13 protein-coding genes are annotated in these 17,446 nt (G+C 60.5%); 9 read left to right on the plus strand and 4 right to left on the minus strand.

What is annotated here, in order from left to right:
• The coding region (locus ABNU55_RS09735) for an ATP-binding protein (protein ID WP_348764339.1) at nt 1-1,450 on the minus strand (1,450 nt) is incomplete at its 3' end.
• Nucleotides 1,451-1,456: 6 nt separating this feature from the next.
• Nucleotides 1,457-2,674, minus strand: coding sequence for a DNA cytosine methyltransferase (locus tag ABNU55_RS09740; protein ID WP_290760516.1), 1,218 nt, complete (start codon nt 2,672-2,674; stop codon nt 1,457-1,459).
• Between the two features lie 46 nt (nt 2,675-2,720).
• Between ABNU55_RS09740 and argB the strand changes: the two genes are divergently transcribed.
• The 5 genes from argB to ABNU55_RS09765 all read left to right on the plus strand — a co-directional run bounded on the left by argB (nt 2,721) and on the right by ABNU55_RS09765 (nt 8,865).
• A complete protein-coding gene (gene argB, locus ABNU55_RS09745; protein ID WP_290760513.1) occupies nt 2,721-3,620 on the plus strand; it encodes an acetylglutamate kinase in 900 nt (299 codons plus the stop codon).
• Nucleotides 3,610-4,662 carry a DUF1036 domain-containing protein gene (locus ABNU55_RS09750; RefSeq protein ID WP_290760509.1) on the plus strand — a complete coding sequence of 351 codons (1,053 nt, stop codon included), beginning with the start codon at nt 3,610-3,612 and terminating at the stop codon, nt 4,660-4,662. Before argB ends, ABNU55_RS09750 begins: the two co-directional genes overlap by 11 nt.
• Nucleotides 4,662-5,396, plus strand: coding sequence for a pyrimidine 5'-nucleotidase (locus ABNU55_RS09755; RefSeq protein WP_290755221.1), 735 nt, complete (start codon nt 4,662-4,664; stop codon nt 5,394-5,396). Before ABNU55_RS09750 ends, ABNU55_RS09755 begins: the two co-directional genes overlap by 1 nt.
• 181 nt (nt 5,397-5,577) lie before the next feature.
• The gene (locus ABNU55_RS09760) at nt 5,578-6,804 is read left to right on the plus strand and encodes a carboxylate--amine ligase (RefSeq protein WP_290755224.1); all 1,227 of its coding nucleotides are present in this window, start codon (nt 5,578-5,580) and stop codon (nt 6,802-6,804) included.
• A gap of 114 nt (nt 6,805-6,918) precedes the next feature.
• Nucleotides 6,919-8,865 (plus strand): hypothetical protein, encoded by a 1,947-nt coding sequence (locus ABNU55_RS09765; protein ID WP_290760507.1) that lies wholly within the window; start codon nt 6,919-6,921, stop codon nt 8,863-8,865.
• Between the two features lie 27 nt (nt 8,866-8,892).
• Here ABNU55_RS09765 and ABNU55_RS09770 read toward each other — a convergent pair whose 3' ends face one another.
• Complete coding sequence (locus ABNU55_RS09770) at nt 8,893-9,066, minus strand: DUF1328 domain-containing protein (protein WP_018148113.1); 174 nt, start codon at nt 9,064-9,066, stop codon at nt 8,893-8,895.
• Nucleotides 9,067-9,317: 251 nt separating this feature from the next.
• Here ABNU55_RS09770 and ABNU55_RS09775 point away from each other — a divergent pair, with 251 nt between their 5' ends.
• From ABNU55_RS09775 to ABNU55_RS09790, 4 genes are all read left to right on the plus strand, one after another.
• The gene (locus ABNU55_RS09775) at nt 9,318-11,465 is read left to right on the plus strand and encodes a TonB-dependent receptor (RefSeq protein WP_290754665.1); all 2,148 of its coding nucleotides are present in this window, start codon (nt 9,318-9,320) and stop codon (nt 11,463-11,465) included.
• 17 nt (nt 11,466-11,482) lie between these two features.
• Nucleotides 11,483-12,031 (plus strand): hypothetical protein, encoded by a 549-nt coding sequence (locus tag ABNU55_RS09780; protein WP_290754667.1) that lies wholly within the window; start codon nt 11,483-11,485, stop codon nt 12,029-12,031.
• A gap of 11 nt (nt 12,032-12,042) precedes the next feature.
• Complete coding sequence (locus ABNU55_RS09785; RefSeq protein ID WP_290754669.1) at nt 12,043-13,563, plus strand: PepSY-associated TM helix domain-containing protein; 1,521 nt, start codon at nt 12,043-12,045, stop codon at nt 13,561-13,563.
• 108 nt (nt 13,564-13,671) lie between these two features.
• The gene (locus ABNU55_RS09790; RefSeq protein WP_290754671.1) at nt 13,672-16,227 is read left to right on the plus strand and encodes an alpha/beta hydrolase fold domain-containing protein; all 2,556 of its coding nucleotides are present in this window, start codon (nt 13,672-13,674) and stop codon (nt 16,225-16,227) included.
• Between the two features lie 78 nt (nt 16,228-16,305).
• On the opposite strand, the gene ABNU55_RS09795 is transcribed toward ABNU55_RS09790, so the two are convergent.
• Nucleotides 16,306-17,424 carry a tyrosine-protein phosphatase gene (locus tag ABNU55_RS09795; RefSeq protein ID WP_290760494.1) on the minus strand — a complete coding sequence of 373 codons (1,119 nt, stop codon included), beginning with the start codon at nt 17,422-17,424 and terminating at the stop codon, nt 16,306-16,308.
• Nucleotides 17,425-17,446: the final 22 nt, after the last annotated feature.

A 17,446-nucleotide genomic window follows, 5' to 3' on the forward strand; every position in this document is an offset into this window, starting at 1 on the left:
GGTCATCTTTCTGTTGTTTGCTCAAGGTTTTTCCGGTGCGTGCCTCTTCATTCGATATGCAAAAATTCCGCATTTCCTTAAATTTTCCATGTCTTATCAGAAAGCACGCAGCGCCTATCTCAAATATCATTCGAATTAGCGCTAGCCCCGAATATCGCGAGTCATAGATATCGTGGGCTTTAGCCTCATGAACTAAATCTAAAAACTTATCCGTGCAGTGAACTTCGTTGATGTCCTTAGGTAAAACGCTTCGATAGCCGATGGGCTTTGTGATCGGTTTTTGAGACGGATGTTGCTTAGCTTTTGGGGCTTGTGGCTTCGGAACTTTTGGTTTGGCTGGAGGCGGGTGAATGGGAGAACTTTTAGGCTGCCGCTTCATTGAAGAAATAAAGCGTCGCCAAGTTCGCGTGAAATTCCTCATATCTTCAAGAACTTGCTGATAGGTGTCATCAGAGACGACGACATCATTTTTAGGTGAGTTCCAAGGTAGTAGTTCCCCATTCTCTGCCGAGAACGAAACTGAACCTACAAAACCATTAAATTCGTTATGCCAATTCTGGTCCCATCCGGTCTTGGGGCTTCTGTCAGCCCGCACCACAACCCGACCATTACAGGATACAGACCAGCCATATTCACTACCCAGGGCCGTGTTTGTAGCTAAGTCGTAGTCTGGCTCTCGCTTGAAACGATGCTCTTCGTGCTGTCCTGCAACAATTGAGACTCTTACGCCCGATGGCGTTTGAAAATTTTTCGTGAGCGGCTTGAATAGGCCATTCTCCCTAACGACGACACTCCTTGGCTGAATGCTGTTCTTATTGATGTTCAGCGTGAGGCCGCGTTCTAAAAACCTGCAATACCTAATAGAGGCCTCAGTGGATAAGCGATCAACAAAGCTCGTATCCGAAAGATGTCGAATTATGGGTGCGGGCGGACTGGTGATCTCAATTGTGGTGCCGGCTTGGGCCTTAGAGGTTTCAGTTTCTCCCTCAATAAGCCATTCATCATCGTCTGATCGATAACTAGTCATATCGAGAGAGACGTGAGAGCGTTCCTTCCCTGTGTGGGTGCTGATCGTAGTGTGCTCGCCAAGTTTGAAGATCGCCCTGTTTAGACCGACGCCGTACATCCCAATTGAGAAAGGCTGCGCTGAACGATGACCAAACTTCAAGATGGAGTTTTCTAGGTCTGCCGACGACATTCCCCCGGAATTATCGACTATCTTCACTCCACGAGCCGATACAAATAGCTTAATCTCTATCGGGTCATAAGTTTTGAGAAGGCCTTCTAGATCTGGCTTTGCGCCTAAAGTTCTCAGATGCGCGCTGCCAGCATCAATTGAGTTATCTAATAAGTCAAAAATGCAATCAATGGCGGACGCATCGCGGGAGAAGGTGTCAATAAGAAACTGCTTGTCGGGCGACGTATCTACGCGGAGTTGTTTCTTGACCACTGGCTCTCACTCAGCCGCTAACACCCTATGATGTAGCTGCTTGCTTTCGATTCGGGTTTTGATTTTAGATAGAATTGACTTCGATACCAGCGGTGGAACGCTATTTCCTATCATTCTAAAGCTGTGCCATTTTGTTGGGTGAAAGACAAACCAGTCAGGAAAGCTTTGCAAACGGGCTGCTTCTCTGACCGATATTACCCGAGGTTCAACGGGATGTAGAGGACGCATAGACTGATAGCTGCCGCGGTCTGCGCCCGTACCTGCGCGAAGAGTTGGACATTGCCCATTTGAGCTTAGTCGCGGGTATCGGCTGACACTTTCAGTTTTGCCTGGCGGTGTATTACGAAACCGATCCACAACAGCGGGCGAATGTTCCGTTGCTAAATTTCCCGACGTTTGGTTGTTGAGCAATTTAGCGACAGCTTCTTTCCACCCTAGATGCTCATTAGGTGCTTGACGCATGAGTTGCGCATACGTGGAAGCTTCCTCAACCGCGCACGTGTACTCTCCCCAGTCGAACTGACCTCTCTGAGATTGCTTCGAAGGAGAAGGGAGGTCGCTGATTGCATCCGCGATGGTGACGAGTGACGTTTGTTTGGGGACGAAGTCGGATGGCTTGAGGTCGATGGCGGAATCGTTGCGAGCGCCAATTACTAGAACTCTTTTTCGCTTTGTAGGCGCCCCAAATTTTTCAGCAGAAATGGTTATCGGTTGCAAGATACGATAGTCATCGATGATCGAAGACATACTGCTTTGCAACATTTCGGAAAATTTCGGGTCTAAGATCCCTGCGACATTCTCCATTACAAAGAAGTCTGGCTGAATAATCGATACCTGCTTGAAAAAGCTCGCCAGCAAAGTGTTTCTAATATCGTCAGGCGCTCTCTTCCCGATTGTGCTGAAGCCTTGGCAAGGAGGCCCGCCAATGACCCCTGCTGGTCGCTTGCCACGGAGTATTTTTCTCCAGAAAGCATCATCAAGTTCATTCACATCCGAAACGACAGCGCGCGCCCTTGGAAAGTTTAGGCTATAAGAAGACTGAAGATCGGGATCTTTGTCGACCGCTACAATAGTCTCAAAACCTGCCCATTCCGCACCCAAGCCGAAGCCGCCGCAGCCTGAGAATAAATCAACTATAGAAGGCTTATCCTCTACCAAAATTCGCTCCTGCGCAAACCGTGGATTATTGACTGATTCTCCTCGATCATGCGGTTTTGTTAACATCAGATTGACCTTCCCCCGCCTCCCAAAACCCGCTAAACGCGGCGCCATGAGCGATACCCCACAAATTCCCGCGCAATTTACCGCTGAAACCCTGTCTGAGGCGCTGCCCTATATCCAGCGCTATGACCGTCAGACCGTGGTCATCAAATATGGCGGGCATGCCATGGTGGATGAGGCGCTGTCGGAGGCGTTTGCGCGCGATGTGGTGCTGCTGAAGCATCTGGGGGTGAACCCGGTCATCGTGCATGGCGGGGGGCCGCAGATTGCGAGCCTTCTGGACCGGCTGTCCATCAAGTCGGAGTTTCGCGACGGGCTGCGGGTGACCGATGATGCGACGATGGAAGTGGTCGAGATGGTCCTGTCGGGCCCGATCAACAAATCCATCGTGCGGGCGATCAACAAGGCGGGCGGCAAGGCGGTGGGGCTATCGGGCTCTGACGCCGACATGATGCGGGTGCGCCGGGCAACGCGCACGGCGCGCGACCCTGACAGCCATGTCGAGCAGGTGATCGACCTTGGCTTTGTGGGCGAGCCGGAAGCCGTCGATGTGGCGGTGCTGAAACTGCTGACCAATTACGACCATGACTTCATCCCGGTGATCGCGCCTGTGGGCGTCGATGCGTCGGGCAAGCGCTATAATGTCAATGCCGATACCGCGGCGGGCGCGATTGCCTCCGCGCTGGGGGCGAGCCGGTTGTTGCTGCTGACCGATGTGGCCGGTGTGCTGGACGGGAACAAGGAGCTGATCCGCGAGCTGAAGGCCGATGATGTGCCGATGCTGGTGCGCGACGGGGTCGCGTCCGGCGGGATGATCCCCAAGCTTGAAACGGCCGCGTCGGCTGTGAAGAATGGCGTCGGCGGGGCGGTCATTCTGGACGGACGTGCGAAACATGCGCTTCTCATGGAGCTTTTCACCGAACACGGGGCCGGGACGATTGTCCTTTAGGGCGCTGGCGGTTGCGGGTCTGCTGGCACCCCTGCTGGCTTTCGGGGCCGCTGGCGGGGCGGGGGCGCAGGAGGCGTCTGCGGATTTGCCGGAAAGCCCCGGCGGCTGGCAGCTGTGTAATCAGACAAGCTATGTGATCGAGGCGGCGACGGGCCATTATGAAGGCCAGGGCGTCACGGTCGAGGGGTGGACGCGGCTGCGGCCGGGCGGGTGCGCGGTGGCGCTGGAGGGCCCGCTGGAGCCGGGGGTGCATTATCTCTTCGCGCGCTCTTCGTCTGCCCATCGCGGCGGGCGCAAGGTGTGGGGCGGGGAGAGCGCCTATTGCGTCGACACGACGGGGAGCTTCTCGGTCGAGAGCCCGGCGGACTGTTCCTCCATGGGGCTGGCGGCGCGCAAGTTCCGCCCCGTGCTGATCGAGGCGGCGGGCGGCTGGACGACGAGCTTCACCGAACTGGACGAATATGACCTTGAAAAGGCGACGGCGGCGGGGGTGCAGCGGCTGCTGAATGAGGCGGAGGTCTATGAGGGCAATATCGATGGCTATATTGGCCGGCGCACGCGCGCGGCGATTGGCGAGTTCCTGGCGGAGAATGACCTCTCTGCCGAGACGAGCGATGCCGACCTCATCGACCTTCTGGAACAGATTGCGCGCGAGAAGGGCCGCGAGGTGGGCCTGACCCTCTGCAACCGGACGCATGAGCGGATCTGGGCGGCGATTGCGCGGCGCAAGGGCGAAGGCTGGGAGAGCCGCGGCTGGTGGCAGCTGGAAAGCGGCGGCTGCGCGCGGGCCATCGATGACGCGCTGCTGGCGACGCCGCATTTCGTCTTTGCCGAGATGGAGGGCGATGAGGGCGGCCTGCGCCACCTGAAGGGGGCGAGCGACGCGTTCTGTGTCGCGCGCGGGCGGTTTGCGATTGCGGGGCGGACCGATTGCGAGGCATCGGCCTATCGCACGGTGAATTTCAAGGGCACGGCGCCGGCGGCTGGCGGGAAGCTCACCTATGAGTTCTTCGAGCGCGATTTCGATGAGGGGGAGCGCTGATGGCTGGGACGGACGGGTTTGAGGCGCTGGCCGGGCGCGATGTCTGGGTCTTCGATCTCGACAATACGCTCTATCCGGCAGAATGCGACCTCTTCGCCGAGATCGACCAGCGGATGACTGATTTCGTCGCGCGCTTCCTGCGGATGGAGCGGGCCGAGGCGCGGGCGCTGCAGAAGCGCTATTATGCCGAACATGGCACGACGCTGAAGGGCATGATGACGATGCACGGCATGGCGCCGGAGGACTTCCTGGCGCATGTGCATGAGATCGACCTCTCGCCGCTGCCGCACCTGCCGGACCTCTGCGAGGCGATTGGGGCGCTGCCGGGCCGGAAGCTGGTCTATACGAACGGGTCGCGCCAGCATGCCGAGCGGGTGACCGAGTATATGAAGCTGGGCGCGAGCTTTGACGGCCTCTTCGGGATCGAGGACAGCGACTATACGCCGAAGCCGACGCAGGCGGCCTATGACGCCTTCTGCCGCCATCATGATGTCGATCCGGGCCGCGCGGTCTTCTTTGAGGATCTGGAACGCAACCTCGCGCCCGCGCATGCGATGGGGTTTGCGACGGTTCTGGTCCATTCGGCCAAGGACTGGAGCCATGAGCCCATCGAGGCGCGCCCGGCAAGCGCGGCGGATGCGGACCATCCGCATGTCGATTACCTCACCGATGACCTGACGGGCTTCCTGCAGGGGGTGCTGGGTGCGCTCAAGCCAGAGACAGGTTTGACTTAAGGCGTCTGCCCCCTAACTTTATACAGTGTATGCTTTCGCAGACGCTCACCCCTCCCGTGCACGGCTTCCCAGCCGTTCTTCTGCAAAACTGAGCACCAATTGAGTGCGGGTGAGACACCTGCCAACCCACGCGCGCGCCCTGCTGCGCGACCAAACCGACACATGACCCGATGGAGGTCCAATGACTGACTACAATCCCGACAAAGGCTATATCGCGCTCCTTGGCTGGAGCCTCAACGCAATCGACGCGATGGAGAAGTTCGACCGGCGGTATATCGTCGTCGCGCCGAGCTGGGCCAAGGACTATGCCGACAAGCACGATATCCCCTTCATGTCGTGGAATTTCGAGCGGCTGAACGAGAATTCCTTCGAGATCGCGCAGATGCTGAAGGATGAAGGTGTCGATGTCGCCGTGCCGCTCTATGAGGAGACGGTGGAATGGGCGGGTGCCGTCAATGCGGTGCTGCTCGACAATCCGCGCCTGCTGGCCCAGTCCATGCTGTTTCGCGACAAGTCGCTGATGAAGCGCCGCGCGCAGCTGGGCGGTATCCGGGTCGGCATTTTCGAGGAAGCCCATGACCGCGGCGATGTCGAACGCTTCCTGAAACGTGTGAACCAGACCCTTCTGAAGCAGGAAGGCGATGACAATGATCCGATCCACATCAAGGCCTTCGACCTGGCGGGCTGTATGGGTCACCGCGTCGTGCGGACGGTCGAGGATGTGGGCGAAATCCCGGACAGCGATTTCCCGGTCCTGATGGAAAGCCATCTGGACGGCTGGGAATACGCCGCCGAGGCCTGGATCCATGACGGCAAGATCCGCTTTCTCAATATCTCCGAATATGTCCGGCTTGGCTATTCGGTCTTCGTGCCGGCCAGCCCCGAGCTCGAAGCGATGCGGGCCAAGGTCGAGGCCGAGATCGAGAAGCTGATCAAGACGTTCGATATCAAGTTCGGCTTCATCCACCCGGAATATTTCATCGGGCCGGACGATGTCATGTATTTCGGCGAGGTCGCCTATCGCCCGCCGGGCTTCAAGGTGTTCGAGCTTCTGGAGCGCGTCTATGGCTTCAATGCCTATCAGGGCATGGTCATGATGTTCGACCCCAAGACCACCGAAGAGGAAATCGAGGCCTTCTTTCCCAAGCCCGTCGAGGATGCCAATGGCTATGCAGGCTGTTTTGGCGTCTATCCGCGAAACCAGGTCGTTTCCCGCCTCGAAATCCCGAAAGAGACCGAGGACCATCCCTATTTCGACTGGCATGAGCTTGGCGAGCCGATGGAAAACAAGGTCGCCAAACGCTCTGCGTTCGGCACGCATTGGGGGCTGGTCTATTTCCATGGCGAGGACGCCATCGAGATGCGCGATCTTCTGAAGGCACAGGAAGACGTCGATTTCTACGTCTGATGCCGCTTGCCGGTGCTGGTCAGGCCGGAACCGGTCGGCTAGCTTTTTAAAGCAAGTGACTCGAAGGGCACAATTGAGTTGAGCAAATTGAGCGAAGCCGAGGGCAGCGCTTCAGTGGATCCTGTTCTGCTGAAGCGGCTCGATTCCGCGATCGAGCGCCTGGCGAAAACAAGCGACAAGTTCAAGCTGACCCAGCAGGGGCCGGCCCTGGATCAGGCTGCGCGTGTCCTGCGCGCGCCGGGCGGGGTTGGCGCGTGCGCGACGCGTATTGGCGCCATGGTGGACGCCGGTATTTTCCGCGGCACCGACTGGGATGAGCCGGCTCGTCTGAAGCCTGTTCTGGTGCGTCAGACCCTGGAGTCTAACGACCCTCGCTCGCTGACGGTGGAAACGCTGAGCGAGCTGCGCTTTCTTGCCATCGCGCGCGGCGACAGGGTGAATCCCGGCGTGTCAGGCGAGCAGGCGCACCGCTTTCTTGCGCAGGTGCTGGGGCTGAATCTGGAGCGGCTTTTCGGCGCCTCCAGCGAGGCTGCGCGGGCACAGGATCCCGAATGGGGCGCGGCGCTGGGGGAGCTTTTCAAGCGCATTGGCGAAGAGGTCGGCTATACCCGCGTCTTCGACGCCGTCATCGATGAAATCTGGCGTATCCTGACGCAGCGGCCGATCCAGATCGACCGCGTCAGGACGATGATTGGCCAGCTATCGGTCTGGACGCAGGACGGGGCAAGCGACAGCTCTCCTTCCGGATGGGGCGCTGACCGCCTGACAAGTGCCTTGTTCAATCCGACAGCGGCCTGCCGTGAGGACCCCGGTATTGAGGTCTATGGCGAGCGGCTGACCGCCCTCGACAATATGGCTCTGTCGCAGGAGGCTGCCGGGATGGCCCGGGCCATGCACGATACCGGGCTCGTCTCTGCCTATCATGCGGTCCTGCTGCGCTATCTGCGGGAGACGCGGCGCGATCTCATCCCCGACTGTCTGGGGCTGACCGCCACGGGCCGTGACAGCTATTCGACCTATGCCGAACTGGTGGACGCCCTGATAGACCGGGCCATTACGGTCGAGACGGCGCAGGCGATTTATGGCCTCTCGCTTCTTCTTGAGCGGGGGATTCTTCACCTGAGCGCCATGCCGCCGGCCCTCTGGCGCCAGATCCGCCTGCCTCTCTCCGCAAGCGTGCGCGACCGGCTGAGCACAGAATTCGGGGCGAGCGACCCGGAAGCCTCTCTCCTTGCCGGCGTTGTCAGCGTCCTCGGACAGCCGCTGGGCGTGGGGCAGGGCAATAATCCGACCTGTCAGGCCGCGCGTGCGATTGCCATGTGGTCCTATACCGATCCGGACTATCTGCTGCAGCTGATCGCGTCGGCGGCCAGCCTGGATGACCTGCAGATGAATTTTGAGGGGACGCTTCTGTCTTCCAATGCGCTTTCGGGCGGCCTTGCCAAGGGCCGGCTTGTGGAGGTGGACCCCGTGTCGGCCGTGCTCGTGCCGCATCTCGACCGCCTGTATCTGGAGATGGGACGGCTTTGCGCGGACCGGGGCGGGGACCCGCATGAGTGGATCAATCCGGAGATGCATGGATGGTGGGTGCCGCGCCGCTTCAACATCGCCGTCGATGTCCCGACCGGCAAGCTGGTCGATATCGACGGATTCATTTCGCGGATCCATGCCACTTTCCATCCCGCCTATAATGGCGACCAGCCCCTGATCCATCCGAGCCCGGCAGGGATCGCGGTGACGGACAGTTCAGCGCGGTTTGTCGGCTGGCACGCGATTGCGTTGCTACGGGTGGCGCCGGACCCTTCGGGTGAGATGCGGTTCTATTTCTTCAATCCCAATAATGATGGCGGACAGGACTGGGGCAATGGCGTCCATGTCTCGACGTCCGGGAATGGCGAATTCTATGGCGAATCCTCGCTGCCCTTCGCCGATCTTGCCTCACGTCTCTACATCTTCCATTCTCAGCCGCACCCGGTGGAGAGCCACCCGGAAGTGAGCGCCGCAGAAACAGGGCGTATCCGTCAGATGATCGTTGAAAGCTGGGGCGCAGACCGGGTCTAGGGGCGCGGCGCGCTATAATTGCGCGCGTCAGGTGACTTTCTTGAACACGGTCAGCCCGAGAATGAGCAGGACCGCGAAGATCACCAGCGCGGCGATGAAGAGGAACATCGCGATATCGACCGCGACGCCGGCAATGCCGGTCAGGCCCAGAAGGCCAGCGATCAGCGCGATGATGAGAAAGACGAAAGCAAGCTTGATCATGTCGGGGATCCTTGGGTGGTGGTCTGAGAGAAAACAGGGCTGGCGGGGATAAGTTCCGGGCGCTGGCGTCAGCCGCGCTGATGGGCGGGCGTACACGTCGGTGTGTTTGGCGGGCAACGCGGTGCGGCGAATTTGCGCCATAGGCGCTAAAGTGCAAATAATTCTCATCCGCGCCCTTTACATCCGATCCGGCTTGACCCTATGCGCATGCGACTAAGTTGCAATTGCGTGGGCGAGGGGCCCGGAAGACCATGAAGAAAACCGTATTGATCGCATCGGCAAGCCTGTTGGCGCTGGCGGCAGGTGCCCAGGCGCAAACCCCTGAGGGGGCGGCAGATGATGAGGCCCGTCAGGATACGGTTATCGTCACCGGTCAGAAGATCGACACCGCGCTGCAGGATGTTGCGGCGAGTGTCGAGGTTGTCACCGGTCTTGAAATCGCGCGCGAGCCGGTCACTGACCTCTATGACATTGTCGAGCGTATCCCCAATGTCACGACATCCTATGGCGATCTCGGCTTTGCCATTCGCGGGATCGACCAGCGTGGGACTGGAGGGTCCAGTATAAGCCAGTTGTTGACGGTCTATGTCGATGACGCTTCCCTGGGCAACTATACGACGTTCTTCGGGCCGCTTGACGCGTGGGATCTTGGCCAGGTGGAGGTGTTCCGCGGGCCGCAATCGACCAATTTCGGGCGCAACTCGCTGGCAGGCGCGATCTATGTGCGCACGCAGGACCCGACCTATGAGAGCGATTTCCGCCTGCGTATGGAGGCGGGCGAATACGACACCTATCAGCTTGCCGCAGCCGCAGGCGGGGCGATCATCGAAGACAAGCTGGCCTGGCGCGTCGCCGCCCAGCAGCGCGGCAGCGATGGCTTCATCGATAATACCTTCCTGAACGAAGACGCGGATTCGAGTGAGCTCACCAGTGGGCGGTTCAAGCTGCTCTGGGAGCCGACGCAGGACATCCGGGTGCTTTCGACCACGTCCTATACTGACAATTCAGCCGGCGAGGATGGGATCGACCCGACCAACGGCTTCACCCGCGAGGCGCAATACGATGTGCGCGGCGAAGAAGGCACGGAGACCTTCCTGCAGTCAGTGAATGCGACCTGGTCGATCAATGAAAACTGGGAGGTCCAGTCGATCACCGCGTATCAGACGACCGACTACACGCGCATCGAAGACTACGACAAGACAATCGTGCCGACCTCCTCGCTCGAGCGGTTTGGTGAGGACGAAGCCATCTCTCAGGAGCTGCGCCTGAAATATTTCGGGGACCGGCTGAGTGGTGTTGTGGGCGCGTATTATGCAGATGCCTCGACCGACTATACCGACAGTTTCAGCCTGCCGCTGACCTTTGTCTATCCGCAGCTGCCGGTGGATAATCTGGTGGCGCGCGACAGTTTTATTGAGTTCGCGGTGGAGAACTATGCGGTTTTCCTTGATGGCGAATATGCGCTTTCGCCCAAGCTCGACCTTCTGTTCGGTGTGCGCTACGACAATGAAACCCAGACCAATGAAGCCGTGGCCGATACCCAGATTGTAGGTCAATTGCCCCCGCTGCCGCCCAGCATCCTGGCTCTTCTGGAGTCGCAGATTGGCGTGAGAGAGGAGCAGAGCGAGACCGAATATGACGCGTTCCTGCCCAAGGCGGGGATACGGTTCGAGCCCAATGACAATTCGACCTATGCCTTTGTAATCCAGAAGGCCTACCGCGCCGGTGGGTCGGAAATCTCCCAGCTTGACGGGACAATCAATTACTATGAGCCGGAATATCTCTGGAACTATGAGGCGTCCTCGCGCCAGCAGCTGATGGATGGTCGGCTGACCTGGAATACCAACGTCTATTATGCCGACTGGACTGACCAGCAGGTGTCGGTGCAGGTGCCGAACTTCCCGAACTTCTTCACAACAGCAAATGCCGGTGAATCCACAATCTACGGGCTTGAGAGCGATCTTTCCTATGTCGTGACACCCGAGATCGAGATCTATGGTGGCCTCGGCTATGCCCATACGGAATTCGAGGATTTCCCCGACCCCAACAATCCGGGTGAAAATCTTGCCGGCAACACTTTCCCGATGGCACCAGAATGGACTGCAAATGCCGGTTTCGACTACGAAGCCGCCAATGGTCTCTTTGCGGGCGTGGATGTGAACTATCAGGCCGCGAGCTATTCCGACACCGACAACCTCGAAAAGAACAAGGTGCGTTCGCGCACCCTGGTGAATGCGCGGATCGGTTATGCCTTCAATGAAAATCTGCGCCTGTCGCTGATCGGCCGGAATATATTCGACGAGGACTACTACACCTTCCTCAATCGTGAGCCGACAACGGGTTTTGCCCGGCTTGGCGATCCGCGGGTGGTGAGCCTGCGCCTCGACGCAGACTTCTAGGAGCGGAAGGGGAAGCGATGCTCGCGACGGCCACAGGAATAGGCACTCTGCTCGCCGGGATTGGCAGCCTGCGGCTGGCATGGGCGGGGCCGGCGGCGCGGCGGCCCTGGCTCATCGCCGGGGGCTGGCTGTTGCTCGGCGGCGCCCTGCTGGCCTTTGCCGCGGCGATTGGCGGAGAGACGGGCATACCGTTTGCCATCGCCATGTTCTGTGTGGCGGCGCTCGGCTTTGTGCTTGCCAATCGCGAGGTGCGCCCCCGCAAGGAGGGCCGCGAGCGCGAGGCGGTGATCGACCCGTCCGACCGCAGGCGCCGCTGGTGGCGCGGGGCTTTGCGGGTGATCCTGGCGGGTCCGCTCTCGGGCGCGGCGGCGATCCTGGTCGGCGTGGCGCTCGCCAAGCAGCTGCCGCTGAGCGATGTCGACGCAATTGCGATTGGCGGGCTGACCGTGCCGTTGCTGTGGGCGGGCGGTATGGCGTGGACACTGGCCGATGACAGGATATTGCGCGCGCTGGCGGCGCTTTTGATCGTGTCGGGCGTGTCCTATGCTGTGGCCTTCCTGGTCTAGAGGGGCGGAAGATGGCGCAAACGATCTGGCCGAAAGTCAAACCGAGCTTTGTCAGCGCCATGCTGGCGGGCCATTCGGCGCTGGGCCTTGCTTTCGCGGTGCTGATCTATGTGGTCTGCCTCTCCGGTACGGTTCTGGTAATGGCGCATGAGATCGACCGCTGGGAGACCCCCAATGCGCCGGTCATGGAAGAGGTCGAGACGCCCGTCCTGGCCGCCGCGCTTCAGGCCGGTATCGTCGAGGCGCGGGCGGCGGGAGTTACCGACTATGTAAACGTCACCACGCCCCATGACGGCACGCCGACGCTTTCGGTCCGCTATGCCGACTTCGAGACGGGCGAGGAAAAGACCTTCGCGCTGGATGAAACGGGCGCGGTTGTGGGCGAGCGGGCCGATGGCTTTGGCCACTTCATGGAGCATCTGCATTTCTATCTGCACCTGCCGCAGACGATCGGGCTGTTCGTGGTCGGCCTGATCGGGGTGGCGCTGCTCTCTTCGGTCTGGTCGGGTGTGCTGTCCCATCCGCGCATCTTTCGCGACGCCTTCCGCTTCAGGCGCGGCGGGACGAAGCGTCTGGAAGAGGCGGACCTGCACAACCGGCTGAGTGTCTGGGGGCTGCCGTTTCACATCGTGGTGCCGCTGACCGGGGCGATCCTCGGCCTGTCGACACTGGTGCTGGGTATTCTTGCCATGGCCGCTTTCGATGGCGACATGGCGCGCGCCGGTGAAGTTGTGGGCGGCCCGCGCGTGGAGGCCAATGACGCGCCCATGGCGCTGCCGGACATCGTTCCGCTGGTTGACGGGCTGAAGGCCGATCATCCGGATGCAAAGGTCGCGCGCCTCGGCATCCGCAGTGTCGGGACGAAGGGGCAATGGGTGCAGGTGGACCTTGCCACAGCTGACGACCTGACCGTGACGGACCGGTATATCTTCGACGGGGAAGGGGCCTATCTTGGCTCGCGCGGCTTTTCCGACGGGTCGCTCGGAAATCAGGTGATCGGGGCGCTCGGGCCGCTGCATTTTGGCTGGTGGGGCGCGGGTGTCTGGGCGGGCCTTGTGAAGGCGAGCTATGTGCTGCTGGGATTTGCGCTGACCGTCATCACCTCCAGCGGGGTCGCGATCTGGATTGCGCGGCGCAAGGCCAAGGGCAAGCCGGTGCCCGGCTGGGAGAAAGCGTGGACCGGTGCAGTCTGGGGCCAGCCGCTCGCCTATGCGGGGGTCGCGCTGGCGGCGCTTGCGGGGCTCCATGTGCCCGAAGTGGCGCTCTACCTTCTGTTATGTGCAGCCGCCTTTGTGCCGGCCTTCTTCGTCCCGGCGCTCACCCTTTCGCGCATGCTTCGCATCGCCTCTGCCGTGGCAATCGTGCTGGTCGTCGCCGTGCATGTGGGCGTTCATGGCCTCTTCCCGGCAGATGGCATGGCGGTGTTCATCAACCTGCTGCTGCTTCTGGCTGCAGGTCTGCTGGCCGGGTCTGTTGGCAATCTCCTCGGTGCCCTGTCCGGGCGCAGGCCTGCGGGCGTGCCCGCCGAATAGGACTGCGCCTGCCTGCGATTGAGGCGTCAGGTTTCCCCTGCGTTGGCGATTGTCAGAACGCGTTCCAGGCGCGACCATGACCGCAAAACACACAGGGAGAGACCGGTCATGAAACTGGACATCGCAACGACAGCCCTTCTTGCGCAGCTGGCGTCGGCGGAGGGGCCGCCCATGTATGAGATGAGCCCGGAGGAGGCGCGTCTTGTCGGCGAGGGCATGGCGGGGGCCTATCCTGACGGGCCTGAAATGGCTGAGACCCGTGAGGTGGAAATTCCGGCCAGTGACGGCGCGAAGATCCGCGCGCGCATCCACCGCCCCGTCGACAAGCCAAAGGGCGTGATGGTCTTCTATCATGGCGGCGGCTGGGTTCTGTCCAATATCGACCAGTATGACTGTGTCGGCCGCCAGCTGGCGGAGCGGACTGCCTGCACCGTGCTGCTTGTCGATTATCGCAAGGCGCCGGAGTTCAAATATCCGACCGCGCCGAATGATGCCTGGGATGCGCTGAACTGGGCGGCGGACAACAGGGACCAGCTGGGCGGCAAGGATTTGCCGATCATGGTGGGCGGTGACAGCGCGGGCGGCAATCTGGCCGCCATTGTCTGTCAGAAGGCCAAGGCCGCCGGGGCGCCGCAGATTGCGCTGCAGATGCTGGTCTATCCGGTCACCGATTGCGACATGACGCGTCCGTCCTATGCCGACATGGACAACCAGCTTCTGCTCAATACGCCGATGATGAAATGGTTCTGGGACCATTATGCCCCGGATGAGGCTGACCGGAAGAAGGTGGATGCCTCGCCGCTGCGCGCCGGAGACCTCTCCGGCCTGCCACCGGCCATCGTGGTCACGGCGGAGTACGACATCCTGCGCGAGGAGAGCGAGGACTATGCCGAGGCGCTGCGCAGGGCCGGCGTTCCGGTGACGTTCAAACAGTTTGACCGGCAGATGCACAATTTCTTCGCCATGCCGGGTCTTCTGCCTGCGCAGGCCAAAGCCATTGAATATGTCGGCGACCAGATCGAGCAGCATCTGGCGCGGTTTTCAGAGGCTGATGCTGTGATCGTCGGCGCGGGCTTTGCCGGTATGTACCAGCTCAAACGCCTGCGTGAGATGGGCCTCAAGGTGCGGGTCATCGAGGCTGGCGACGGTGTTGGCGGGACCTGGTACTGGAACCGCTATCCGGGCGCGCGCTGCGACATTGAGAGCATGGGGTATTCCTATGGCTTCGACCCGGAACTGGAGCAGGAGTGGAACTGGAGCGAGCGCTATGCAACGCAGCCGGAAATCCTGTCCTATGCCCAGCATGTCGCTGAGCGCTATGATCTGAAGAAGGACATCACCTTCCAGACCCGGGTGACCCGCGCGGTCTATGATGAGGATAGCGCGCGCTGGACGGTCTATACCGACACTGGCGAGGCGATCTCCACCCAGTACTATATCATGGCGACGGGCTGTCTGTCCGTGCCGAAGGATCCTGACATCGAGGGCAAGGAGAGTTTTGAAGGGGCGACCTATGTCACCGGCAAATGGCCCCATGAGGGCGTCGATTTTACCGGCAAGAAGGTTGCGGTGATCGGCACCGGCTCCTCCGCGATCCAGGCCATCCCGCATATTGCCGAACAGGCAAGCCACCTCACTGTCTATCAGCGCACGCCAGCCTATTCGCTGCCCGCCGGCAACCGGCCTCTCACAAATTCCGAGGTTTCGGAGATGAAGGACCGTTACCGCGACTTCCGCGAGGAGCAGAAGTATAATTTCGCGGGTATCCCGAAGCCGGAGCGCCATCTGGAGCCTGCGGCCATGGTGCCGGAAGAGGAGCGCCAGCGCCGTTATGAGCAGGGCTGGAAGGAAGGCCTGACGGGGCTGACCACCAAGTTTGCCGACGTGCTGTCTGACGAGACGGCGAATGAAGGCGTGGCGAATTTTATCCGCGAGCGCATCAAGGCGCGGGTCGAGGATCCGGAGATTGCCGAGGCGCTGACGCCCTATTCCTATCCCTTCGGCACCAAGCGGCCCTGTCTCGACACCAATTTCTACGAGACCTTCAACCGGGAGAATGTGACGCTTGTCGACCTTCGCAAGACGCCGATGGAGCGGATCACGCCGAAAGGGATCGAAACCAGCGAAGGCGAGGAGGCGTATGACGTGATCGTCTATGCAACCGGCTTCGATGCGATGACCGGGGCGATCCTCAATGTGGACATTCGCGGCAAGAGCGGGCTGGCGCTCGCCGACAAATGGGCAAACGGGCCGCACACCTATCTGGGGCTGGCCATTGAAGGCTTTCCGAACCTTTTCACCATTACCGGGCCGTCCAGCCCGTCGGTCCTTTCCAACATGATGGTCTCCATCGAGCAGCATGTGGACTGGGTCAGCGACTGTATTGCCTGGATGCGCGAGAAGGGACTTGCGGCCATCGAGCCGACCGAGGCGGCCGAGGATGAGTGGGCCGAGCATAATGAGGCGATGGCGGAGCAAACGCTCTTCCCGCAGGCAAACAGCTGGTATATCGGCGCCAATGTGCCCGGCAAGCCGCGCACCTTCATGGCCTATGTGGCGGGCGTCGATGTCTACCGGATCATCTGCGACCAGATCGCCGCCAGCGGCTATCACGGCTTCGAGACCAGGCGGGCAAAGAAGAGGCTGGAGGCGGTGCCGGCTTAAGTGCGCTTGAAGGACGAACAAAAAAGGGCCGGGCATGGCTGCCCGGCCCTTGCCTTGTGAGGGGGGAGACAAGGCCTTCTATTGCAGGAGCTGGCTGCGGATCGAGGCGAGTTCTTCGTCAGTGACGTCGACCTCTTCCTTCAGGAAGGCCATGACCGATCCGTATTCCTCTTCGATGTCGGCAAGCGCGGTCTCGATGTAGAACGGGTCAGAGCGCATCAGTGGTGCAACCAGTTCGGGCGGCAGCTTTGCGAGGAAGGCGTAGGGGCTGTCCTCATTGGCCGCGGCCTCATCCCCGGCAAAGGCTTCCATATAGTCCACATAGACCTCAGACAGGGCGTAGTCGGCAACGACCGTCTCACGCGGCACACCGAGCGCGGTGAGGAGAAGGGCGGCGCCGATGCCGGTCCGGTCCTTGCCGGCCGAACAGTTGAAGGCGAGCGGGATTTCACCTTCGGCCAGCCGGTCGAACATCTCCCGATAGGCGGGCGTCTGGTCTTCGGCGATGCCAGCATAGGCCTCGGCCATGGTCTGGCTGACCTTTTCCGGCGTCACGTCGGGATCCTGAAAGACCGCCATCAGGCCCATGGAGTCGTCTGAGGATGGATCGGGAAAGGTGATGTAGTCGATCTCGGAGCCTTTCCACTTTGTCGGCTCGTCTGCGCGTTCCTCTGCGGTGCGCAGGTCGCAGATTACCTGAATGCCAAGTCCGGAGAGATAGGCGTAATCCTCATCCGTCAGCTCTGACATGACGCCTGAGCGGTAGAGATGGCCCCAGCGGACGGTTTGGCCGTTTTCGGTCTCATAGCCGCCAAGGTCACGGAAGTTGCGGCCGCCCTCGAGCGGCAGGAGGCGAAGCGCGGTGCGCACCGGCTCACCCGATTGCGGGACGAGGGTGAAATAGTGGCGGGCGTCGAGGGTGTCGGCCGTCCATTCATAGCGGGAGGCTTCGGGCTGTTTGACCAGACGCTGGCCCTCGCCCGCCGGGGTGTCCGGCGAGGATGAGACTTCGAGGTAAAGGTCGGTGCCGATCTCTTCCGGCCAGTCGATGGTGTAGGTCTTCGATGCCTTGTCGAGGGTCACCGTGACGCCGGCCGGATCCTGAACGGGTTCCTGGGCGGAGACGGACAGGGCCAGGGCAGCCGTGGCCGACAGGGCGACAAGGCGAAAGCGCGACATTCTTGAGAACTCAGTCATTCTATTTTTCTCTCTCTGTGGT

It is taken from the genome of uncultured Henriciella sp., assembly GCF_964005855.1.
Classification (GTDB): domain Bacteria; phylum Pseudomonadota; class Alphaproteobacteria; order Caulobacterales; family Hyphomonadaceae; genus Henriciella.

Coding starts and splice junctions, on each gene's coding strand:
- ABNU55_RS09740 (WP_290760516.1), bottom strand. CDS start 2,674: ATGTTAACAAAACCGCATGATCGAGGAGAATCAGTCAATAATCCACGG.
- argB (WP_290760513.1), top strand. CDS start 2,721: ATGAGCGATACCCCACAAATTCCCGCGCAATTTACCGCTGAAACCCTG.
- ABNU55_RS09755 (WP_290755221.1), top strand. CDS start 4,662: ATGGCTGGGACGGACGGGTTTGAGGCGCTGGCCGGGCGCGATGTCTGG.
- ABNU55_RS09760 (WP_290755224.1), top strand. CDS start 5,578: ATGACTGACTACAATCCCGACAAAGGCTATATCGCGCTCCTTGGCTGG.
- ABNU55_RS09770 (WP_018148113.1), bottom strand. CDS start 9,066: ATGATCAAGCTTGCTTTCGTCTTTCTCATCATCGCGCTGATCGCTGGC.
- ABNU55_RS09775 (WP_290754665.1), top strand. CDS start 9,318: ATGAAGAAAACCGTATTGATCGCATCGGCAAGCCTGTTGGCGCTGGCG.
- ABNU55_RS09780 (WP_290754667.1), top strand. CDS start 11,483: ATGCTCGCGACGGCCACAGGAATAGGCACTCTGCTCGCCGGGATTGGC.
- ABNU55_RS09785 (WP_290754669.1), top strand. CDS start 12,043: ATGGCGCAAACGATCTGGCCGAAAGTCAAACCGAGCTTTGTCAGCGCC.
- ABNU55_RS09790 (WP_290754671.1), top strand. CDS start 13,672: ATGAAACTGGACATCGCAACGACAGCCCTTCTTGCGCAGCTGGCGTCG.
- ABNU55_RS09795 (WP_290760494.1), bottom strand. CDS start 17,424: ATGACTGAGTTCTCAAGAATGTCGCGCTTTCGCCTTGTCGCCCTGTCG.